Source organism: uncultured Thiothrix sp. (genome assembly GCF_937876535.1).
Lineage (GTDB): Bacteria > Pseudomonadota > Gammaproteobacteria > Thiotrichales > Thiotrichaceae > Thiolinea.
Genome location: NZ_CALFHZ010000020.1, coordinates 16,761 through 40,033, shown reverse-complemented (window position 1 = coordinate 40,033; position 23,273 = coordinate 16,761). Strand labels below are relative to the sequence as shown.

General features: G+C 45.4%; 20 protein-coding genes. 17 read left to right on the top strand and 3 right to left on the bottom strand.

All coding sequences use genetic code 11. From position 1 onward, the window contains the following. Window positions 1–3: 3 nt before the first annotated feature. Window positions 4–159: a DUF2256 domain-containing protein gene (locus Q0230_RS12280; RefSeq protein WP_298610388.1), complete on the top strand. Its 156-nt coding sequence runs from the start codon at window positions 4–6 to the stop codon at window positions 157–159. 42 nt (window positions 160–201) lie between these two features. Then, window positions 202–1,551, top strand: coding sequence for an AarF/ABC1/UbiB kinase family protein (locus tag Q0230_RS12275; protein WP_298610387.1), 1,350 nt, complete (start codon window positions 202–204; stop codon window positions 1,549–1,551). Here Q0230_RS12275 and Q0230_RS12270 read toward each other — a convergent pair. Then, window positions 1,548–2,252: a class I SAM-dependent methyltransferase gene (locus Q0230_RS12270; protein ID WP_298610386.1), complete on the bottom strand. Its 705-nt coding sequence runs from the start codon at window positions 2,250–2,252 to the stop codon at window positions 1,548–1,550. The two genes, Q0230_RS12275 and Q0230_RS12270, sit on opposite strands and share 4 nt — an antisense overlap. Before the next feature lie 2 nt (window positions 2,253–2,254). Beyond that, window positions 2,255–3,493, bottom strand: coding sequence for a DUF3419 family protein (locus Q0230_RS12265; RefSeq protein ID WP_298610384.1), 1,239 nt, complete (start codon window positions 3,491–3,493; stop codon window positions 2,255–2,257). 107 nt (window positions 3,494–3,600) lie between these two features. Here Q0230_RS12265 and Q0230_RS12260 point away from each other — a divergent pair, with 107 nt between their 5' ends. Both Q0230_RS12260 and Q0230_RS12255 read left to right on the top strand, forming a co-directional pair. Continuing rightward, entirely contained in the window at window positions 3,601–5,370 is a 1,770-nt protein-coding gene (locus tag Q0230_RS12260; protein WP_298610382.1) for an ABC transporter ATP-binding protein, read from the top strand. Window positions 5,371–5,469: 99 nt separating this feature from the next. Next, window positions 5,470–6,582, top strand: a complete 1,113-nt coding sequence (locus Q0230_RS12255; RefSeq protein WP_298610380.1) for a glycosyltransferase family 2 protein — start codon at window positions 5,470–5,472, stop codon at window positions 6,580–6,582. On the opposite strand, the gene Q0230_RS12250 is transcribed toward Q0230_RS12255, so the two are convergent. Further along, window positions 6,579–7,340, bottom strand: a complete 762-nt coding sequence (locus tag Q0230_RS12250; protein WP_298610379.1) for a DeoR/GlpR family DNA-binding transcription regulator — start codon at window positions 7,338–7,340, stop codon at window positions 6,579–6,581. The genes Q0230_RS12255 and Q0230_RS12250 overlap by 4 nt on opposite strands. A 133-nt stretch (window positions 7,341–7,473) precedes the next feature. Between Q0230_RS12250 and glpD the strand changes: the two genes are divergently transcribed. The 13 genes from glpD (at window position 7,474) to Q0230_RS12185 (ending at window position 23,267) form a co-directional block, all read left to right on the top strand. Continuing rightward, window positions 7,474–8,982, top strand: a complete 1,509-nt coding sequence (gene glpD, locus Q0230_RS12245) for a glycerol-3-phosphate dehydrogenase (protein WP_298610378.1) — start codon at window positions 7,474–7,476, stop codon at window positions 8,980–8,982. A gap of 35 nt (window positions 8,983–9,017) precedes the next feature. Continuing rightward, entirely contained in the window at window positions 9,018–10,106 is a 1,089-nt protein-coding gene (locus tag Q0230_RS12240; RefSeq protein ID WP_298610377.1) for an ABC transporter ATP-binding protein, read from the top strand. A 9-nt stretch (window positions 10,107–10,115) separates the two neighbouring features. After that, the gene (locus Q0230_RS12235; protein ID WP_298610376.1) at window positions 10,116–11,207 is read left to right on the top strand and encodes an ABC transporter ATP-binding protein; all 1,092 of its coding nucleotides are present in this window, start codon (window positions 10,116–10,118) and stop codon (window positions 11,205–11,207) included. Next, on the top strand, window positions 11,204–12,073 hold the full coding sequence (locus Q0230_RS12230) for a carbohydrate ABC transporter permease (RefSeq protein ID WP_298610375.1): 870 nt from the start codon (window positions 11,204–11,206) through the stop codon (window positions 12,071–12,073). The genes Q0230_RS12235 and Q0230_RS12230 overlap by 4 nt, the downstream gene beginning before the upstream one ends. A gap of 81 nt (window positions 12,074–12,154) precedes the next feature. Beyond that, a complete protein-coding gene (locus Q0230_RS12225; protein ID WP_298610854.1) occupies window positions 12,155–12,931 on the top strand; it encodes a carbohydrate ABC transporter permease in 777 nt (258 codons plus the stop codon). A gap of 11 nt (window positions 12,932–12,942) precedes the next feature. Continuing rightward, complete coding sequence (locus Q0230_RS12220; RefSeq protein WP_298610374.1) at window positions 12,943–13,221, top strand: DUF2160 domain-containing protein; 279 nt, start codon at window positions 12,943–12,945, stop codon at window positions 13,219–13,221. A 27-nt stretch (window positions 13,222–13,248) separates the two neighbouring features. Then, on the top strand, window positions 13,249–14,961 hold the full coding sequence (locus Q0230_RS12215; protein WP_298610372.1) for an ABC transporter substrate-binding protein: 1,713 nt from the start codon (window positions 13,249–13,251) through the stop codon (window positions 14,959–14,961). 112 nt (window positions 14,962–15,073) lie between these two features. Further along, complete coding sequence (gene glpK / locus Q0230_RS12210) at window positions 15,074–16,567, top strand: glycerol kinase GlpK (protein WP_298610370.1); 1,494 nt, start codon at window positions 15,074–15,076, stop codon at window positions 16,565–16,567. A gap of 389 nt (window positions 16,568–16,956) precedes the next feature. Continuing rightward, a complete protein-coding gene (gene phoB / locus Q0230_RS12205; RefSeq protein ID WP_298610368.1) occupies window positions 16,957–17,661 on the top strand; it encodes a phosphate regulon transcriptional regulator PhoB in 705 nt (234 codons plus the stop codon). Beyond that, window positions 17,651–18,967: a phosphate regulon sensor histidine kinase PhoR gene (phoR, locus tag Q0230_RS12200; protein ID WP_298610366.1), complete on the top strand. Its 1,317-nt coding sequence runs from the start codon at window positions 17,651–17,653 to the stop codon at window positions 18,965–18,967. The genes phoB and phoR overlap by 11 nt, the downstream gene beginning before the upstream one ends. A gap of 85 nt (window positions 18,968–19,052) precedes the next feature. Further along, complete coding sequence (locus Q0230_RS12195; RefSeq protein WP_298610364.1) at window positions 19,053–20,399, top strand: YihY/virulence factor BrkB family protein; 1,347 nt, start codon at window positions 19,053–19,055, stop codon at window positions 20,397–20,399. 91 nt (window positions 20,400–20,490) lie between these two features. Further along, window positions 20,491–21,861, top strand: a complete 1,371-nt coding sequence (locus tag Q0230_RS12190) for a glutamine synthetase family protein (RefSeq protein WP_298610362.1) — start codon at window positions 20,491–20,493, stop codon at window positions 21,859–21,861. A gap of 2 nt (window positions 21,862–21,863) precedes the next feature. Beyond that, a complete protein-coding gene (locus Q0230_RS12185; RefSeq protein WP_298610360.1) occupies window positions 21,864–23,267 on the top strand; it encodes an aldehyde dehydrogenase family protein in 1,404 nt (467 codons plus the stop codon). The last annotated feature ends 6 nt before the right edge of the window (window positions 23,268–23,273 follow it).

Sequence of the window (23,273 nt, the reverse complement as noted above, 5' to 3'; positions counted from 1 at the left end):
AAAATGGCGCATAAAAAGCCATATCTACCCCAAAAGACCTGTAGCACTTGCCAACGACCCTTTAGCTGGCGTAAAAAGTGGGAAGCTTGTTGGGATGAGGTGAAGTACTGCTCGGAACGGTGCCGCCGTACATCGGTTAAACAAGCACCAAACGCTTGAGTTTAGTTGTTCAAGCGATTAACGCAAGTTATAAGGTTAGTTATGACAACCACACCCCAAACACCCGAGCAAGAAAAAACTATGATTATTGATACCGCTAGCGTACCTGCTGGCCGTATCGCCCGCCTCGCTCGTCTTGGCTCTTTAGCGACTGGCGTAGCAGGAGGCATGCTCGCTGAAGGCGCACGCCAGCTAGCCCACGGTCATCGCCCCAAAATGGGTGAGTTACTTTTGACTCCTGCCAATGCTAAGCGGGTTGTTGATGAGTTAGCTCGCTTACGTGGTGCGGCAATGAAGGTCGGGCAGCTCCTCTCTTTAGATGCTGGTGATTTACTGCCCCCTGAGTTGAGCGAAGTTTTCGTCAGCTTACGTGCTGATGCTAAGCCAATGCCTTTGAATCAGCTCACACAGGTCTTGGAAGAAAATTGGGGTAAAGAGTGGAAAGCTAAATTTAAGCAATTTAGCTTCCAACCAATCGCAGCAGCTTCTATCGGTCAAGTACACTCTGCTCAAACCCAAGATGGCCGGCATGTCGCTTTAAAAATTCAATATCCACATGTACGCGAAAGTATTGATAGTGATGTAGACAATGTAGCAACTTTATTACGCTTATCAGGGCTTATTCCCAAAAGCGTTGATTATCAACCCTTATTGAATGAAGCTAAACGTCAGCTACGTCAAGAAGCCGATTACATGCGCGAAGCGGATTACATGCGGCAATATCAAACCCTGTTAGCTGATAGCCCTCACTACACTTTACCGCAAGTCTATGAAGACCTGACCACGAACAATATACTCGCCATGTCCTTCATGGGCGGTACGCCTATTGAGCGTATTTCTTATGCCTCGCAGGCCGAACGCGATCAAGTCATGGCTGGCTTACTAGGTTTATTATTCCGTGAAATCTTTGAGTTCCGCTTAATTCAAACCGATCCTAACTTTGCTAATTACCGCTATGATCAGAAAAATCAGCAGTTGATTCTGCTCGATTTTGGCGCTACTCGTGAATATCCGGTGCAAATTGCTGAAGCTTATCGCGAATTGATGCAAGGGGCGATTGAATATAATCGCGCCAAAATGGATGCAGCCGCTGCACAAATTGGCTTCTTCCAAGAACATATTCACCCCCAACAACGCGAAGCGGTCATTGATCTTTTTAATCAAGCTTGCGAGCCACTACGCTGGCAAGGCGTGTATGACTTTGGCTCTTCTAGCTTAGCTGGACGGATTCGAGATGCAGGTTTAGTGCTCAGCATGGAGCAAGGTTATTGGCATACCCCCCCCGCAGATGCTCTGTTTTTACATCGCAAACTGGGTGGCTTATATCTATTAGCGGCTAAATTACGTGCGAAAGTGGATGTGCGTAGTTTGTTTGAGCCATATTTACATTAAATATCTAAATAAGTTGCCAAATCTGGCAACTTAGCCTGCGCACTCACTGGTTGGCGCTTGCGATAATGCGCGATGAAAGCATAGCGTCCTGCCAAATATTTAATCTGCAAATTGGCATTATGTTTAACTGCTAAATACTCTAAATGCTCTAAGATCTGCACCTGCGGATGCACATTAAACCATGCCAGCCATTGTATTAAGCTGTGACGAAACCAAGCAGGCATCTGCGCTTGATCAGAAAAATCGACAATATGTAAATAGCCCTGTGGCTTGAGCTGAGTCAAAGCGTGTTCCAAAGCTTGCTTCCAATCAGGCAGCATCGACAGCACATAAGAAAACAGTACATGATCCCAAGGTGCATCTAGGCCGAAATCTTGCCAATGAACTTGCTCTGCCAAACCTTGACGTAAAGTGATCGAGGCTTGATAAGGGCTATTTTGTAAACTTTTTTGGGCACACTCTAACATCAAAGTAGAAGCATCCACACCAAACAGCTGTGCTGTAGGATAGCGATAAGCCAGCTTACTGAGATTGCGTGCCGTACCACAGCCCACCTCTAATAAAGTCTCATCAATCGGCAGCCTCAATTCTTTGAGTAAAGTATCGCGTCCTAAGAGATAGAACTTTCTTGAAAAATCATAAATATAACGTTGATAGCGATATTGCTGATCCATGCGTGAAGCAGTATTTACCTCCTGCATCGTCAAGCCACCACACGATACAAATGAAAGCCGCCATAAATGGCCGAGCGATCTTGCGTAAATAAAACTGCCGACTCTTCGACTTCATACTTTAAACGTGCCAAGAGTTTAGGCGGTAAAGCGCTTTCTAAGGGTGAAACCGTTGCGGCAGTACGAAAGATAATCCGTGTATCCGGTTTGGCGACGCGCAAGATTTCTGTCCATAATTCAGTGAGTGCCACCTTATTCATCCAATCTTGAGCATCCAAGAAAACAAAGCGGTCATAAGCTTGCTGGGGTTGCGTTTTTAGATACTCAATAATCGAGCCAAACTGCGTTTCCACTTTATGCAATTGTGATTTTATTAGTTGATAATGTTCAGCTTTTAAATAATCTGGCAGCGCTTGGCGTTTCGTATGATCATAGCCATGCCCAAAGGCTTGCCAAGCAAAGTAATTATCGTGAATTGGAAAACCACACGCTAAACGCTCTACCCGTGCACGGTATTGCGCTAGTAAATTACCCTCTGCTTGCATCGCTTGATATTGCTGTGGCGGAATACCCAAACTAAAAACCGACATAGGCAACTTGCCTAAAAGCTTGACCAGAAGGTGCTCGAAAAAGGGTTCAATATGGCGCTTAAAAATAAGCTTTTGCTCGTAACGACTTTTGGCATTGAGGATTAGCTGCGGCTTACAACCCATACTCCGTCCTAGCCAATGCAAGCCGCGCATGAAATAACCAAAGCGCGTTTGCTTATAAAAATCCTTGGCAAACATACTAATCCGTTGACGGCCAAACAGACTCTCCCCAGACCAAAACTTATCTAAATCCTTACTAAGATGTGGCTGGATATAAGCCTGATAGCGCTCTAAATTACTGAGCTTACTAGCATGTCCAAAGAAATTATAAAAAGTAGCATGATCAGGTAAATGCTTGAAAGCAGCAATTTTTAAGCGCGTCAATGCTAAGTGATAGGTATTTAAATCAATCGCGGTAATATGTGCTGGGCTAGCGGTTAAATAATTCAAGACATTACAACCACCGGAAGCAATCGTTAACACTCGGCTATCGGTTTGCAATTGCAAAGCTTGCAAATCCACTCGTGGATCCTCCCAAATCTGGTTATAAATAAAACTATCAAACCAAGTGCTAAATAGACGCTGTTGTAAACCCAGCAGCGAACTAGGGGTAGCTTGTTGCACGGCTTCACGAAGCGCAATTGAACTAGCCATCTGTGTATTTTCCATTGTTATAGACATGTCAAAATTCTGAAGTTTAGGAATGAAATCTACATGACAAGTCGATGACGATTTAGTTAAACCCAACTGAGGTTCTTGGTTACACTAGCCGCTCTTAGGAGATTGTTATGCTATTAGTACTAAAAGAATATGGACGTTTATGGTGGCGCCAGCGGCTCTGGCTTGGCTTAGTCTTACTGGCGATTACCGCAGCGGTAAGTATTGAACTCTTGATTCCACTGATTTTTAAAAATATGGCGAATGCCTTTGCACAACCAGTCAGTACTGCGACTACTGAAGTCCTCATGCAGAACCTGCTGTATTTGGCGCTCGCTTTCATTATGGAGTGGTTTATTTGGCGGGCTTTAGAGTTTGGGATTGTGCCACTTGAAGCTGGAGGGATGCGTTATCTGGACTCTTTCTGCTTTGATATCCTGCTCAAGCAACCTTATCGTTTTTTTGAAAATAATTTTGCGGGCAGCTTAGTTAAACAAGCTTCTCGCTTTATTCGTTCCTTCGAAAGCCTTACTGATTGGCTAGTGTTTCAATTGCATAGCAAAATACTCGCAACCGGCATTGCCTTATTTTTATTCTTCCAGCAAGACCCTCTGCTCGCGGCCTATTTTGTAGTGTTTATTATTCTATTTGTAGCTTGGAACCTTGGCTTTTCCCTCTGGAAATTAAAATACGATGAGCGCGTTGCGGAGTGGGACTCCAAATTAGGCGGTTTATACTCAGATAATATTAGCAATATTGCCGTACTCAAAAGCTTCGCTTTAGAAAGCACCGAACAAGCTCATGTGCGCGAGGCAGCAACTACCCTATATAAAAAGCGTCGCTTTGCATGGATATTGATGTTTATTTCCTTCGCCGTACAAGCCATTCTCACCTCGACTATTGAATTCATTTTAGTTTACAACATGATCCAAGACTGGCAGCGTGGTCAATTTGAAGTGGGTCAATATGTATTATTCCAGACGATACTCTTGGTACTGCTACGTCATTTATGGGAATTCGGCCAAAGCTTTCGTAGTTTATTTAGTGCTATTGCTGATGCCCGCGAAATGGCCACTATTATTCAAAATCAACAACTAGAACAAGACTTGCCACAAGCTCAAGCACGGACTATTCAACAAGGGCAAATTGAGTTCAAACAGATTCACTTTGATTATCGGCAAACTAAAACCGATAGCACTGAAATCACAGGGGGCTTATTTGTAGATTTTAATCTGATGATTCGTGCTGGAGAAAAAATTGCTTTGGTTGGTCATTCCGGCTCAGGCAAAACCTCGATTACCAAACTCCTATTTCGCTTTGTAGAACCACAACAAGGTGAAATCTTAATTGATGACATTCCTGCACAGCAGTTCAGCTTAGCTTCTTTACGTAAACAAATTGCACTCGTACCCCAACAACCTGAGCTATTTCATCGCAGTATTAAAGACAATATTTTATTGGGGAAAACAATCAGTGATCTTGAATTAGAGCGTGTTACCAGGCAAGCGCAAGCTTTAGATTTTATTAATCAGCTTCCTGAGCGCTTCGATACTTTAGTCGGTGAACGTGGAGTGAAATTATCAGGGGGTGAAAAACAACGGATTGCCATCGCGCGCGCCCTTTTACAAGCAGCCCCTATTGTGGTTTTGGATGAAGCCACTAGTGCCCTAGATTCGTTGACTGAGCAGCAAATCCAAACTGCAATTTTTGAGTTAATCGCCAATAAAACCGCGATAGTGATTGCGCATCGCTTGTCCACTATCCTACGCATGGATCGGATTATAGTGCTCGCCAATGGAAGTATTTTAGAGCAAGGCACTCACGCTGAACTCTTAGCTAAACAAGGTCATTACTATCAAATGTGGCAACATCAAAGTGGGGAGTTTTTGAATTTGGATTAAGCGTTTAGGTTACTCAATTTGCAGTTCGTCCCCAAAAAATGGAATTCTTGGCATCGGTATTTATAGTTGCAGTTATATTCATTCAAAAGCTATATACCAATGTCTAATCAAACGCTTGCATCTAAAAATAAACCAACTATCTGCTTGAATATGATCGTTAAAAACGAACGACATGTGATTCAGCGTTGTTTTGATAGTCTAAGGGAGCACATCGATTATTGGGTTATTAGTGATACAGGATCTACGGATGGTACTCAAGATTTTATTCGTGAGTATTTTCAACAAGTACAAATCCCCGGTGAGTTGCATGAGCATGCTTGGAAAAACTTCGCGTATAACCGTAATCTGGCTTTAGAGGCCGCGAAACACAAAGCTGATTATATTTTATTTATGGATGCAGATGATTATATCGTTTGGCGGGATGATTTAGGCTTTCACGGCTTGACGGAAGATGTTTACCGGTTAAGTATGCAGCACAATACGCTGGTATACTCCAATATCAAACTATTACGCTCACAAGTAGCTGCCGAATGGCGTGGTGTCTTGCATGAAGGCTTATATACTGATGAATCTTGTCCTGTTGAGTACCAAGCTGCGAATTGCTATATCAGCTCCACTCGTGAGGGTGCTCGCAATCAAAATCCTGATAAATATATCCGAGACGCTGAAATCCTTGAAGAAGGTTTAAAAGAAGAGCCAGACAATAGTCGCTATCGCTTTTATCTAGCACGTAGTTATTTAGATGCTGATCAGTATCAGCAAGCTCTTGAAAACTTCAAAAAACGAGCAGCAATGGGGGGCTGGGAAGAAGAGGTCTACTACTCACTTTTTAGCATTGCACGTTGTTATAAGTTACTCAACTATGACAAAGCGCACATTATTGAATCCTACTTAAAGGCTTTTCATTATCGACCCAGTCGCCTTGAGGCTTTATACGAAGCGATTCTACTCTGCTTCGAACAGGAGCTTTATGAACTTGCTTATCAACTATCTAAACTGGCACCCAAAGTTGAACCCACTAAGGATATTCTTTTTGTGATTCATGAGATTTACAGCTGGCGCTTCTTAGATATTGTTTCTTTGTGTGCTTTAAGAAGCGGTCGTCGTGCTGAAGCACGTGGAATCATTGCGCATTTAATTGATTCACCTCAAACACCATCTGCACAATTAGCACGTTTACAGTCCAATTTAAAAGTAGCCGTCGATTACTAACTAAGTTTATACACTTGCACACCATGCTGAGCACAAACTTGTGCCAGCTTAGGGCGTACTAAACTATCTATAAATAAACCAGTTAATTGCGACACATGCCCTACACGCACTGGGGCAGTGCGTTCTAGCTTACTCTTATCAGTGACCAAAAACCGTTCTCGCGCATTACTTAAAATCGCTTGCGTCACTCGCACTTCTCGATAATCAAAGTCCAACAATGCCCCCTCTTCATCCAAAGCGGAAGCACCAATAACAGCATAATCTAATTTAAACTGTTTTACGAAATCAGCGGTTGCCTCACCAATCACCCCACGGTCAGTATGCCGCACTACACCACCGGCAATGATCACCTCAAAGCTTGAATTTTGAATCAAGATATTCGCTACATTTAGATTATTGGTAATAATCATCAGATTCTGATGGCCAAGCAAAGCTTGCGCGACCGCTTCTGTGGTAGTACCAATATTAATAAACAGCGAGCTATTATTTGGAATCTGTGTCGCGCACAATTGGCCAATTAAGCGCTTTTCCTCGGAAGCCATATTACGCCGTTGTTCGTAGCCAACATTACTCACCCCTGAAGGCAGTAACGCCCCACCATGTACCCGCGCCAACAAGCCAGCCTCACATAATTCATTCAAGTCTTTACGAATAGTTTGGGGAGTGACTTCAAAAGTGGCAACCAACTCGTCGACCAAGACACGTTCAGCACTGCGCGCTAGAGCCATAATTTGTTGTTGACGTAATGACTGTTGCATGGCTTTCTCCTTTGCGAGCCTGAATGCATAAAATATAGCTAAATAACGAAAACAAAGCTTGCAAAAACGAAAATATCTATTGATACTTCAGGAACTAACCATCGCACTATAAAGCAACCACAGGATAGTATCGATGCTAAATTCATCATCCACTGAAACTTATGATATGGTCGTCATTGGCGGCGGTATTAATGGTTGTGGTATCGCCCGTGACGCGGTGGGTCGCGGTTTGAAGGTTCTACTCGCAGAACAAGGTGATTTAGCCCAAGGTACATCCTCCGCAAGCACCAAGTTAATTCATGGCGGCCTGCGTTATCTGGAATATTATGAGTTTCGTTTAGTACGCGAAGCGCTTTCAGAACGCGAAGTGTTATTAAAAAACGCACCCCACATTATTTGGCCTTTACGTTTCGTGTTGCCAAATAATAAAGCAGTCCGCCCTGCGTGGCTGGTGCGCTTAGGTTTATTTCTTTATGACCATATTGGTGGGCGCAAACTCTTGCCTGCCACTCAAACCTTCAAGCTACATAACAACTCCAAACTGGGCGACCCCATTAAAGAGGGTTTTGAAGTGGCTTTCGAATATTCGGACTGCTGGGTCGATGATGCGCGTTTAGTAGTTTTGAATGCCTTGGATGCAGCCAAGCGTGGCGCGGATATTCGGGTACAAACTCGCTGCATAGGCGCTCAACGTCAAAATGATCTCTGGCAAATTCAGCTAGAAAATACTAAAACGAAACAAAACGAAACTATTCAAGCGCGTATACTAGTGAATGCCACTGGCCCTTGGATCGATCATTTATTGCATGAAACCAAGACTTTAGCGGCTGACCAACATAATGTTCGTCTAGTACGTGGCAGTCATATTATTGTGCCCAAGCTTTATGAGCATGATCGGGCGTATTTTTTCCAGAATACGGATGGGCGCATTATGTTTGCCATTCCGTATGAGCAAGCTTTTACTCTGTTGGGCACCACAGATGCGGATCATAAAAGTGGCTTAGAGCGCATTCAAATCACCGAAGAAGAAACGCAATATCTGTGTGATTCGGCTAGCCTTTATTTCAAGAATCCCATCAAGCGTGAGTCCGTAGTTTGGACTTATGCGGGTGTGCGCCCGCTCTATGATGATGGCGCCAGCAAAGCCCAAGCCGCCACACGTGAATATGTGTTACGCGTAGAAGATGAAAACGGTCAAGCACCTTTACTCAATGTCTTCGGCGGTAAAATCACAACTTACCGCTGCTTAGCAGAGGATGCTTTGAGCCGCCTAGCAGCGTGGATGCCGAATGCTAAAGCGGCTTGGACAAAAGAGGCAGCCTTACCCGGTGGTCAGTTTGACTTAGCGGATCGCCCTAAATTAGTCCAGCAATTGCAGCACGATTATTCCTTTGTTGATGGCGCTTGGGCAAATAGCTTAATCAGCCGTTATGGTAAGCGTGCTTGGGAATTATTGGGTGATGCTAAAAATTTGACCGATCTTGGACGGGCATTTGGTGCTACTTTAACAGAGCGCGAAGTCAATTTTTTACGTAGCACCGAATGGGCAACGGACGCAGATTCGATACTTTGGCGGCGAACTAAACTGGGTTTGCATATGACGCCGGAACAGCGCGAGGCATTTGCAGCGTGGTTGCAATAACCCGCTAACTTAATGCAGGAGGAGGGTAACAATTCATGAGTTTGACACTGGAGCAAGTTTCTAAGGTGGTCGGGCGGGATACCTTTATTTATCCCACTGATTTGCACCTAGAAGCAGGCAGTTTGAATGTTTTACTTGGCCCTACCCTGTCCGGCAAAACTAGCCTGATGCGCCTCATGGCTGGTTTAGATGTGCCTAGCACCGGACGAGTGCGTTGGAAAGACCAAGATGTCACGGGTCAGCCGGTGCAAAAGCGCAATATCGCCATGGTCTACCAGCAATTCATTAATTATCCCGCGATGAGCGTATACGAGAATATTGCCTCGCCGTTACGCATTCGTGGTCTCAGCAAAAAAGACATTGATAAGCGCGTCCAAGAAGCGGCTGATTTACTCAAACTCACGCCCATGCTCAAACGTAAACCCCTCGAATTATCTGGCGGCCAACAACAACGCTGTGCTTTAGCGCGCGCTTTGGTAAAAGATGCTGATTTAGTCTTACTCGATGAGCCACTCGCTAATCTCGATTACAAACTGCGTGAAGAATTACGCGAAGAATTACCGCGTATTTTTACTGCCTCTGGTGCAGTGTTTGTGTACGCGACGACTGAACCCACTGAAGCTTTGTTATTAGGTGGCAATACCGCAACTTTGTGGGAAGGCCACATTACCCAATTTGCCCCGACTTTAGCGGTGTATCGTAAGCCGAATACGATGACTACGGCGCGTGTATTCTCTGATCCGCCGATGAATTTCTTGCAATTCACTAAGCAAGGCGAACAATTGAAATTCGATGATGGGCAAACTTCACCTGCTACGGGTGTATTGGCGAATTTGCCGAATCAGACCTATAGCCTCGGTTTTCGCCCCAATCATTTGAGCCTAGAACGCACGAGCCCTGAGGCTCTGAGCTTCCAAGTCACGGTCACCGTAGTAGAAATCAGTGGTTCGGAAAGTTTCGTGCATGTGAAACACGGCGAACAGCGTTGGGTAGCCCTATTGTCGGGGATTAATGAGCCAGCGCCCGATACCGTTCTCACCATGTATGTGGAGCCTAAACATACTTATGTGTTTGGCGCGAATGGTGCTTTGGTGAGCACGTCAGCATTGGCACAGGCTGCTTAAGGAGACACTATGGCAGAAATTTACTTGAAGAAACTGGCACATAGCTACCTCCCGAATCCGCAAAAGCCAGAAGATTATGCCCTAAAAGAAATCGACCAAGTCTGGGAAGATGGCAAGGCCTATGCACTACTCGGCTCTTCGGGCTGCGGCAAATCGACGCTGTTAAATATCATTTCTGGCTTGCTCACACCCAGCCAAGGCCAAGTGCTGTTTGATGGCAAGGACGTGACGCATTTACCCACCGAACAGCGCCAAATCGCGCAGGTATTCCAGTTTCCGGTGGTCTACGACACCATGAGTGTGTATGACAATCTGGCCTTTCCGCTACGCAATCGCAAACAAGACGAAGCGACGATTAAAGCGCGTGTCACTGAAATCGCCGATATGCTGGAACTCACGGGCGACTTAAAGAAAAAAGCTCAAGGCTTAACTGCTGATGCCAAGCAAAAAATTTCTTTAGGACGTGGTTTAGTACGTCAAGATGTGGCGGCGATTCTATTTGATGAACCGCTCACCGTCATCGATCCACATTTGAAATGGCTATTACGCATGCAGCTTAAAGCCCTGCATCAGCGCCTGAATCGCACCATGATTTACGTGACCCACGATCAAACGGAAGCACTCACTTTCGCGGATCAAGTGGTGGTGATGTATGACGGTTATGTAGTGCAAATGGGTACACCGCAGCAGTTATTTGAACAGCCTGAGCATACCTTTGTCGGCTATTTCATTGGCAGTCCAGGGATGAATTTATTGCCAGTACAAGTCGATGGCAATACCGCGCAACTAAATGGTAGAAGTATTCCCTTAAATACCCGCTATGCACCAAAAAACAGTGACAAACTTGAATTAGGTATTCGTCCCGAATTTACCCAATTAAGCACCACCGAATCAGCGCATAGTTTACCTGTCACAATTCGCCGTATTGAAGATATTGGGCGGCATAAAATCGCGCGCGCCGATTATCAAGGCAAAGAAATTAATGTCGTGGTGCCAGAAGATCAGTCAGTATCGACGGATTATAAATACTTAACGCTTGACCCAAATTACATCCATCTTTACGCCAATGGCTGGCGGCTCAAACAGGAGGCGGCAGCATGAATAAAACATGGAATAATAAAGCATGGTGGATGGTATTACCTGTTGTACTCTTAGTCGCCTTCAGTGCCGTTATTCCTTTAATGACGGTAGTGAATTACTCAGTTCAAGATACCTTTGGCAATAATCAATTCTTCTGGGCAGGTTTGCAATGGTTTGAAGAAATTGTCAATTCTGAGCGTTTTCATGCGGCTTTAGGTCGACAGTTTTTATTCAGTGGGATTATTTTATTGATTGAAATTCCACTGGGAATTTTTATTGCGATGAATATGCCAACTAAAGGTTGGGCGATTTCAATTTGCTTAGTATTAATGTCGCTGCCCTTATTAATTCCGTGGAATGTGGTGGGTACTATTTGGCAAATCTTCGGACGGGTCGATATTGGTTTATTGGGAGCAACGGCAGCGAAACTGGGGATTGATTATAACTATACCCGCGATATTGGTGATGCGTGGTTTACTGTAGTGATTATGGATGTTTGGCATTGGACTTCACTGGTGGCTTTGCTCTGTTATGCTGGTTTGCAATCCATTCCGCAAGCTTATTATCAAGCCGCACGGATTGATGGTGCAAGTAAATGGGCGATTTTCCGTTATATCCAATTGCCAAAAATGCGTGGGGTCTTATTAATCGCAGTGCTCTTGCGCTTTATGGATAGCTTTATGATTTATACCGAACCATTTGTAGTAACAGGTGGCGGCCCCGGAAATGCAACCACCTTCTTATCGATTGACTTAGTGAAAATGGCAATTGGGCAATTTGATTTAGGCCCTGCGGCTGCCTTCTCGCTGGTTTACTTCCTGATTATTCTGTTATTGAGCTGGGTATTCTATACCGTGATGACCAACCTTGATAAACAGGGGCAATAAGCGATGAATACGACAGTCACTTTGAATAATAATCCAACAATTACACCAAAGCGCTCACGCATTACTCGCCAAGGCGTAGTAATGACGGTCTATTTAATTTTTCTGATGCTACCGATTTATTGGTTACTCAATATGAGTTTAAAAACCAATGAAGAGATTTTATCGACTTTTAGTTTATGGCCGCAGAACTTCACTTTAGCCAATTACAAAACCATTTTTACTGATCCAAGCTGGTATGGTGGTTATATTAATTCGATCACTTATGTGGTGATGAATACGGTGATTTCGATTACCGTGGCCTTACCTGCCGCGTATGCCTTTTCGCGCTACCGTTTTTTGGGCGACACTCACTTATTCTTTTGGCTGTTAACCAATCGCATGGCACCGCCTGCGGTGTTTGCCCTGCCCTTTTTCCAACTGTATAGCTCGGTTAACTTATTCGACACACATATTGGGGTAGCACTCGCGCATTGCTTATTTAATGTGCCCTTGGCGGTATGGATTTTGGAAGGCTTTATGTCCGGCGTGCCGAAAGAAATTGACGAAACTGCTTATATTGATGGCTACAGTTTTGGGCGCTTTTTCACACGGATTTTTATGCCCTTAATTGCTTCCGGTATCGGGGTCACTGCATTCTTCTGCTTTATGTTTTCGTGGGTGGAACTCTTGCTCGCACGTACCCTAACCTCAGTCGCCGCCAAGCCCATCGCTGCCACCATGACACGCACTGTTTCAGCGTCGGGAATGGATTGGGGAGTCTTAGCCGCAGCAGGGGTATTGACGATTATTCCAGGGGCTTTGGTGATTTGGTTCGTGCGTAATTATATCGCCAAGGGTTTCGCCTTGGGTCGGGTTTAAAGGAGGTCAAGATGGATTTGAGTTGGATGGCTTGGACGTGGCAAACGGCTTTGTTCTTTAGCCTTATTGTCTTGACCTTGATTGGGATGGGAATTTGGAGTGTAAAGTCGCCGCAAGCACCACGAGTTGGGATTTTACACATCGAAACCACGCCAGGAGATCGGCTATTCATTTCACTCTTAGGCAGTGCGTTTATATGCCTAGGCTGGTTAGCTGCAGTTGGGCCACCCTTATGGTGGGCAGTACTGGTGTGTGTCGTTTATGCCTTTGCGGTGTTTCGCTGGGTATAAGGTTTGTAAATTAGGAGGAGATTTTCTATGAAACTCAAACGCCTAACATTTGCGGTTACGGCTGCGGTGTTATTCACCTATGGGCAATTTGCTTTCGCCGATGTGGAAGCCGCCAAAAAATGGATTGACAGTGAATTCCAGCCTTCGTCTTTATCCAAAGAAGACCAATTAAAAGAAATGGAGTGGTTTATTAAAGCCGCTGAACCCTTCAAAGGCATGGAAATCAATGTAGTCTCTGAAACGATTACCACCCACGAATATGAATCCAAGACCTTAGCCAAAGCGTTTACCGACATTACCGGCATTAAAGTCACTCACGACCTCATTGGCGAAGGCGACGTGGTTGAAAAACTCCAAACCCAAATGCAATCCGGCAAAAATATTTATGATGCTTTCGTCAATGACTCGGATTTGATCGGTACGCACTGGCGCTATCAGCAAGTGCGCAACTTGACCGATTGGATGGCTGGTGATGGCAAAGATGTAACCAGCCCTACCTTGGATTTAAAGGACTTCATTGGTTTAAGCTTCACTACTGGCCCCGATAAAAAACTCTATCAATTACCCGATCAGCAATTCGCCAACCTATATTGGTTCCGCTATGACTGGTTCAACGACGAAAAGAATAAAGCCGATTTCAAAGCGAAATATGGCTATGACCTAGGCGTGCCAGTCAACTGGTCTGCTTATGAAGATATTGCCGAATTCTTCACGGGTCGCGAAATTGACGGCAAAAAAGTCTATGGTCACATGGATTACGGTAAAAAAGACCCCTCTTTAGGCTGGCGTTTTACCGATGCGTGGATGTCGATGGCAGGCATGGGTGATAAGGGTGAACCAAATGGTTTACCCGTTGATGAATGGGGTATTCGGGTCAATGAAAAATCCCAGCCCGTCGGTTCTTGTATGGCACGCGGTGGGGCAACCAATGACCCATCGGCGGTGTATGCGATTACTAAATATGTGGATTGGTTGAAAAAATATGCGCCTCCAGCCGCTGCGGGTATGGTGTTCTCGGAAGCGGGTCCTGTCCCTGCCCAAGGTGAAATCGCGCAACAAATGTTCTGGTATACCGCCTTCACTGCAGACATGGTCAAAGAAGGTTTGCCAGTGATGAATAAGGACGGTACACCAAAATGGCGGATGGCTCCTTCTCCGCACGGCGCGTATTGGGAAGAAGGCATGAAGGTTGGTTATCAAGATGCTGGTTCTTGGACCTTGATGAAATCGACGCCAACTGATCGGGCGAAAGCCGCTTGGCTCTATGCGCAATTCGTCACTTCCAAAACGGTGGATGTGAAGAAATCGCATGTGGGTTTAACTTTCATTCGTGAGTCCACCATCAATGACAAGAGCTTTACGGAGCGTGCGCCAAAATTGGGAGGTTTAGTGGAGTTCTATCGTTCTCCAGCGCGAGTACGTTGGTCGCCCACAGGTACAAACGTGCCTGATTATCCAAAGTTAGCGCAACTTTGGTGGCAAAATATCGGTGATGCCTCCTCTGGTGAAAAGACCCCGCAACAAGCTTTGGATGCCCTATGTGAAGCGCAAGAAAAGGTGATGGAGCGGATTGAAAAGAGTGGTGTACAAGGCGAGTTAGGGCCAAAGATGAATGAGCCTAAAGACCCGAAAGAGTGGTTAGATGCCCCTGGCGCACCTAAACCTAAGTTAGACAATGAGAAACCCAAACCTGAAACTATCAACTATGATGAGTTGGTAAAATCGTGGACTAAGAGCTGATTTAAGCCTTAACCCCTCCCAACCTCCCCTTGTCAGGGGCGGCGCTTGACTCCCTCCCTTGATAAGGGGAGGGTTGGGGAGGGGTTCTTCTACCCTCAATAGGAATCCAGCTATGGCGTACTTAATTGCAATTGATCAAGGCACAACCTCCACGCGCAGTATTGTGTTTGATGAAACATTACAAGTCATCGCCAGCGCCCAACAAGAATTCCCGCAACACTTTCCCCATTCTGGCTGGGTTGAACATGATCCAGAAGACCTACTCAATACAACCCTGAGCACCCTTAAAGCAGCGCTGGCTAAATCAAACTTAAGCGCTAAGGATATTGCTGCAATTGGCATTACCAACCAACGCGAAACGGTAGTGGTGTGGGATAAAGATACTGGCAAAGCAATTTACAATGCGATTGTCTGGCAAGACCGGCGCACAGCGGACTACTGCCAAGAACTAAAGGACAATGGCAGTGAAGCCTTAATTCAACAAAAAACCGGCTTACGCGCCGATCCATACTTTAGCGGTACAGAAATACGCTGGATTTTAAACAATGTCGACGGCGCACGCGCCAAAGCGGAAGCCGGACAATTGCGCATGGGTACGGTGGATACGTGGCTGATTTGGCATTTGACTGCTGGCCAAGTCCATGCTACCGATGCCACCAATGCCAGCCGCACGCTGCTGTTTAATATTCATACCGGACAATGGGATCAAGAGTTACTCAAACTCTTGGATATTCCCGACAGTTTATTGCCCGAAGTAAAAGATTGTGCTGCTGATTTTGGTAGTACCGATGCTTCCATTTTGGGGGTAGCGATTCCGATTTCGGGGGTGGCGGGCGATCAACATGCGGCTGTGATTGGCCAAGCTTGCTTCCAAGCCGGCATGATGAAATCGACCTATGGGACAGGCTGTTTTGCGCTCTTGAATACTGGCACGCACGCGGTCAATTCCAATAATAATCTACTCACCACCATTGCTTATCAATTGAATGGGCAACGCACCTATGCTTTAGAAGGCTCGATTTTTATCGCAGGTGCTGCAGTACAATGGCTACGCGATGGCCTAAAAATCATCCAAAAAGCCAGCGATACCCAAGCGCTAGCCGAAGCAGCCGATCCTAATCAAACCGTGTATCTAGTTCCTGCCTTTGTCGGTTTAGGTGCCCCCTACTGGGACCCGGATGCGCGTGGCGCATTATATGGTTTAACCCGCAATACTGGCCCTGCTGAAATCTCCAAAGCCACTTTAGAGAGTATTGGCTACCAAACTCGCGACCTCCTACAAGCTATGAAAGCCGATAGTGCTGGCTTAAAAGAAACCAAAACCGTACTGCGTGTTGATGGCGGCATGACCTCCTCAGAATGGGCGATGCAGTTTTTAGCGGATATTTTAGATAGCTATGTGGATCGTCCCAAAGTCTTAGAATCGACTGCAACAGGGGCAGCGTATTTAGCAGGCTTGCAGCAAGGTGTCTGCCCTAGCCCTGAGCAATTTGCCAAAGACTGGGCATTGGATAAACGCTTTGAGCCGAATATGGATGAGAGAATGCGCGAGCAGAAATATAACGGCTGGTTGGATGCGGTGCGACGGACACGCTCAACACTCTAAACAAAACTGCCCCTACATAATACAAGCTGAACTTGAGCCTTATCATTCTAAGCTCAGTCGAAAAGAAATAACCGGGCACGAAGCCCGGTGAGGATTGACTGTTCGAGACTTATAAACCGTTATTGTTAAACTCATAACTTCGGTTGTTATTTGCTTTCGTTCAAGTTGTGACATTTTCGAGGTCAGATGTAGTCTAAAAGCAGGCTATGACAAGTTCATGACAGCAGCATGAATATCTTTTGACAGCTCCCCTCACCCAAGCCAAAGCCAAAGCCAAAGCAGTAAATTTGTCATCGAAAGATCATCCCAATGTCATATTATCTGTAGATTTGTAATCAATTTGAAATATTTGTCATGCTAGCATGACTCCGAGCCATCAAAGGTAGAAGGTGATGAAAAAACAGATTCTCTGTGTCGAAGATGAAGCTGCTATTCGACAAATGATCCGCTTTAGCTTAGAGCGCGAAGGCTATACGGTGATGGAAGCCGAAAACGCCTATGTAGCGCGTGAATTGGTTGCCAACCAAACCCCTGACTTAATGCTAATTGATTGGATGCTCCCAGATATTTCTGGGCCAGAGCTGATTCGGCGGTTTCGTAAAGATGAAGTGACTCGCGATATTCCGATTGTGATGTTGACAGCGCGCTCCGAAGAAGAGGATATGATTCAAGGACTGGAGGTGGGTGCTGATGACTATCTCTCTAAACCGGTTTCTTTAAAAACCTTAACTGCCCGCATTAAAGCGTTGTTACGCCGTTCAGAGGGTTTTAGTGCGCGCAAAGTGCTCACCGTTGGACCGATTAATTTGGACTTAGATGCCCATCAGCTTACGGTTAATGGACAGGCCATTCATTTGGGTATTACTGAATATAAACTCCTCGAATTTTTCATGAAGCATCCGGGGCGTGTCTATTCACGCGCACAACTCTTAGATTTTATCTGGGGGCAAAATACTTACATTGAAGAACGGACGGTGGATGTGCATATCTTGCGTTTACGCAAAGCTCTAAAACTACAAGAAGCTGACAACTGCATTCATACGGTACGCGGCGCGGGCTATCGCTTTGCTGAGGAAGCACTGAATGGCCTATGACTATTGGCAGGTGGAAATCCGCCGCCTAATAGCCAGCGTAATTTTGGGCTTAATCGTCGGCTATGCCACTGGTTATTGGTTGGCAAGCTTTCTAGTTGTAAGCTTCGGCTATATTGGCTGGGTGCTGTTCAAACTACGCCAACTACAAAACTGGCTGGTAAAAGGCCAACCTGCCGAATCCATGCCGGATAGTGACGGTGCTTGGGAGCAAATTACTTACCTGATTCATCGCAGTAAACAAAAAAGCCGGTCGCGCAAAAAGAAACAAAAAGAAACGCTTGATCGCTTAAATAATGTCATGGCGGCACTGCCAGATGCAACGATCTTGATTAATCAGGATTTCATTATTCAATGGTCTAATCCGGCTGCAACTCGCCTGTTAGGGATTCAAACTCAAACTGACTGGGGAAATCGCTTAGATAACCTGATTCGCTCCTCAGAATTAAATACCTTGCTACGTAATGGCGATACTGATAAGGAAATTCGTCTTAACTCGCCGATTGATAGCAATATGATTCTGCAGGCACATTTGGTACCTGTACAAAAAAACCTATATCTATTTAATGTACGCGATATTAGCCAAGGCGTGCATTTACAACAAACACGTAAAGCTTTCTTTGCGAATGCTTCACATGAATTACGCACCCCTTTAACGGTATTGGCTGGCTATTTAGAGCTGTTTGAAGATGATGCGGAATTACCTGAGCATTTAATGCCTGCGGTACAACAAGCGCGCGCACAAGCGGATCGGATGCAACGTATTATTAGTGACATGCTGTCTTTATCTAAATTAGAAAACGATGAGCAGCGGCGCATGATTGAAACGGATATTGATGTGCCTGAACTATTAGACGATATTGCCGTGTCCTTAAGCGATACCTTAGCCGCAGACTCGCATACCCTAAGCTTAAACCTAAATAGAGAACTACATTTACTCGGCCATGAACCTGATTTACTCAGTGTGATTACCAATCTGACTGATAATGCCATTCGGCATACACCAGCCGATACCCATATTCAAATTAATTGGCAATTAAATACCAATGGCCAAGCCTGCTTAAGCGTTGAAGATAATGGCCCAGGGATTCCTGCCCAACATATTGGGCATCTAACCGAGCGATTTTATCGAGTTGATCGGGGTCGCGCCCGCGATAAAGGCGGCACCGGTTTGGGCTTAGCGATTGTGAAACATGTAATGCTCAATCATGGTGGCTATCTAAATATAACGAGTGAACCGGGCTGCACACGCTTCGTCGCCTGTTTCCCAGCACAACGTGTACGCTTGATACCAGTCCCCACCCCTTAGCCTGCTATACTTGCTAGACTAATCACTTTAGCCTGCTGAGCATTGCCTAGCAGTGCTCGCGGTATGCTCTTGGGAGTCTTAGCGAATGAAATACCCCGTACGCTTTTTAAAAGCCTTACCCCGTGCTTTTTTTTATGATTTCCTAGAAGGCCAAATTACTTTAAGAGCCATGGGTTTGGTCTATACGACTCTGCTTTCCTTAGCACCCTCCTTAGCGCTCAGCTTCTCAGTTTTGAAAGGCTTTGGGGTACATAATCAATTAGAACCTGCCCTACTCCAATTCATGGCTCCGTTGGGCAGCCAAGCCGAAGAAGTTACCAAGCAAATGCTCAGTTTCGTGGATAATATTCAAGTCGGTGTACTCGGCATTGCTGGGTTAGGAATTTTGCTCTACACCGTTTGGTCTTTAATGCAACAAATTGAACAAGCCTTCAATCATTTGTGGCATGTACAAAAAGGCCGCCCTTTGGATATTCAAATTCGGGATTATTTAAGCCTTGTCATGCTTGCCCCCATTTTGCTCTTCACTGCCTTAGGCTTATGGAGTGCTTTTAGTCATATTCCGATTATTCAAGCGATTAGCAACCATTATTTATTCAGTACGACCACTACCTATCTACTCAAACTTATTCCGGTCACGGTCAGTATTGTTTTGTTTACAGTTTGCTATATCTATATGCCTTATACCAAAGTGCGTTTTATACCCGCTTTAGTCGGCGCGATTTTTGCAGGTGTAACCTGGCAAGCTGCTGGTTGGCTATTTTCTTCCTTTGTCGTCAGTTCTGGTCAGCAAATCGCAATCTATTCTATTTTTGCTGGCTTATTCCTGTTTATGCTTTGGCTGTATATCGGCTGGATTATTGTTTTAACTGGCTCACGGCTAGCTTATTACTTCCAATATCCGGATGCGATTTATTATGCAGACCAACCCACTCACCCTAGTCTTGAAGCTAAAGAATTAGCAGCAGCGGCGATTTTGCGTGAAATTGGGCAACGTTATGTGCAAGGCCAAGAACCTTTAAACTCTGAAGAATTACGTCAGCGCGTGCCAATTCCACGTTCACTCATGACTTTAATGCTACAAGAACTCGTCAATCACGGTTTTATAAGTCGTGATGACGCCAATCCAGCGCATTATTTATTAAAAATTGCACCAGAAACTTTATCGGTGACTCGTATTAAACGTGCTTTCTGGCAAGGTGATACCAAGCAACAAGAGCAAACTGAGCAGGTAAAACAAGCAACCGGTTTAAACGAAATGACCCTATCACCTTTGCTACAAAATCCCAATACGACGGTACGTGAGGCTTTAGATCAATCCTTATTGGCTAAAGCAACTCAAGCCCCAGAGGCAGAAAAGGTCTGCTTAGAAGAGCAAATGCCGCAGATGATTGAACAAGCCAAAGAAGTAGTGAAAGCTAATGAAGGCTAACTCCGTTTGCCTCTTGCTAAGCTCCCCTGATCTCAAGCAGACTAGCTGAACCCAGAACAGCACCCTTTACAATAAGTTTAAGGAACACCACATGACAGCTAAAATGACACTCGAGCAACTTAAACAAGCTTATGCGGCCGGCCAAATTGATACCGTGCTTGTCTGTCAAGTGGACATGCAAGGTCGCTTAATGGGCAAACGCTTTCATGCGGATTTTTTTCTAAATAGTGCTTATGCAGAAACACATTCCTGCAATTATTTATTAGCCACCGATATGGATATGCATACGGTTGATGGCTATGCGGCAACTAGTTGGCGGGCAGGCTACGGCGATTATGTGATGAAACCGGATTTGACTACACTGCGCCCACTCCCTTGGTTAGAAGGTACTGCATTAGTCTTGTGCGACGTGCTTGATCATCATACCCGTGAGCCTGTGCCACATTCCCCGCGGGCTGTGCTACAAAAACAAATTGCTCGTTTAGCAGCTCTAGGCATGCAGCCCATGATGGCCACTGAATTAGAGTTTTTCCTCTTCAATCAAACTTATGCGGATGTACATCAAGCAGATTACCGTAATCTAAAACTTGCGAGCGCTTACAACGAGGATTATCACATTCTACAAACCACCAAAGAGGAAGATGTGCTTCGAGCCATTCGGAATGGCTTATTTGGAGCAGGTATTCCGGTGGAATGTTCTAAAGGTGAGGCCTCAGCGGGGCAAGAAGAAGTTAATATCAAATACGCGGATGCACTCACCACTGCCGATTACCATTCCATCGTTAAAAATGCTTGTAAGGAAATCGCTTGGAGCCAAGGTAAAGCAGTCACTTTCATGGCGAAATGGGATTATAACGCTGCTGGTAGCTCTTCACATATTCATCAATCTTTGTGGAGTTTGGATGGCAAAACCCCACTATTTTTCGATGAGTCTGCCCCCTATGGCATGTCGAAATTGATGCGCCATTATTTAGCGGGTTTGTTAGCACATGCGGATGAAATCACTTATTTTTTAGCTCCGTGGATTAACTCGTATAAACGCTTTCAAGCGGGAACTTTTGCACCGACTAAAGCGATTTGGAGCCGAGATAATCGTACCGCTGGCTATCGTTTATGCGGCGAAGGCAGTAAAGCTGTGCGGATTGAATGCCGCGTCGGTGGTGCTGATCTCAATCCTTATTTAGCCCTTGCTGCACAAATTGCTGCAGGTTTAGATGGGATTGAAAACCAATTGGAATTAGAACCTGAATTCAGTGGTGATGCTTATGGGGCAAGCAATATTCGAGAAATCCCGACGACTTTACGGGCTGCTTTAGAAAAACTGGATAATTCTGCTTTACTGCGTCAAGTAATGGGTGATGCAGTGATTGACCACTACTTACATACCGGACGTTGGGAGCAGTTTGAATATGATCGGCGCGTTACCAACTGGGAACTATGGCGTGGATTTGAGAGGGCTTAAGCATGCAAACCATTCAAGCAACCATTCAATGTATTTCGCCCATTGATGGCAGTATTTATGCCGAACGGCCTATTGCCACGTCTGAACAGATTCAAGCCTGCTTTACAGCGAGCCGTGCAGCACAGTCAACTTGGAGGCGTTTAAGTATTCAAGAGCGGGCTAACTATTGTCATGCTGCAGTCGATGCCATGCTCAAGATGAAAACACGTATCGTTGAAGAACTTGCTTGGCAAATGGGGCGGCCGGTGAGTGTGGGTGCGGGTGAGCTACGCGGTTTTGAGGAGCGTGCACGCTATATGATCGAGCTTGCCAATACTGCTTTAGCTGATCTCGTACCGAGTCCGACAGCAGGTTTTGAGCGACGCATTCTCCGTGAGCCTTTAGGGGTAGTGTTCACCATTGCACCTTGGAACTATCCTTTTCTCACCACGGTGAACTCAGTCATTCCCGCTCTAATGGCAGGTAATACCTCGGTACTCAAACATGCTGCAAATACACTGCTCGTGGCTGAGCGTTTCCAAGAAGCTTTTGCTACAGCCGGTTTGCCTGCAGGTGTATTTCAGCATTTGGTTTTGGATCACATGCAAACGGCGAAAGTGATTGCGGATGGCTTAACTGATATGGTGTGTTTTACCGGTTCAGTCGCAGCTGGCAAAGCAATGGAAGCTGCCGCCAGTGGACGCTTTATTCCTGTTGGTTTAGAACTAGGTGGGAAAGACCCTGCTTATGTACGCGCTGATGCTAATTTGCAGCATGCGATTGAGAATCTAGCCGATGGTGCTTTCTTTAATTCCGGTCAATCCTGTTGTGGCATTGAGCGGATTTACGCACATGAAAGCGTGTATAACGAAGTGGTAGCGGGCATCGCTAAATTGGGCAGCCAGTATAAATTAGGCAACCCGCTTGATCCGAAAACCAATTTGGGGCCAATGATTAAACCCGCTTCCGCAGATTTTGTGCGCGAACAGATTAATCAAGCGATTACAGCAGGTGCAGTCGCACATGTGGATACCTCTGAATTTGAGCTAGATCAAGCCGGTTCGGCCTATATGGCCCCACAGGTTTTATCCAATGTAGATCATTCGATGTCAGTGATGGTGGAGGAGAGTTTTGGGCCAGTCGTGGGAATTATGAAAGTTAAAGATGATGCCGAAGCGATTCGTTTAATGAATGACTCGCCCTATGGTCTCACTGCTGCAATTTGGACAGAGGATGTGGAAGCCGCAGAGCGTATTGCCGCTGAACTACAAACGGGCACGGTGTTTATGAATCGCTGTGATTATCTCGACCCTGCTTTGGCATGGACAGGGGTAAAGGATACTGGACGTGGCTGTACTTTGTCCTCCATCGGTTATGAAGCCTTGACCCGCCCGAAAAGCCTGCATTTTCGTTTACAAACTCGTTAAGAAGAA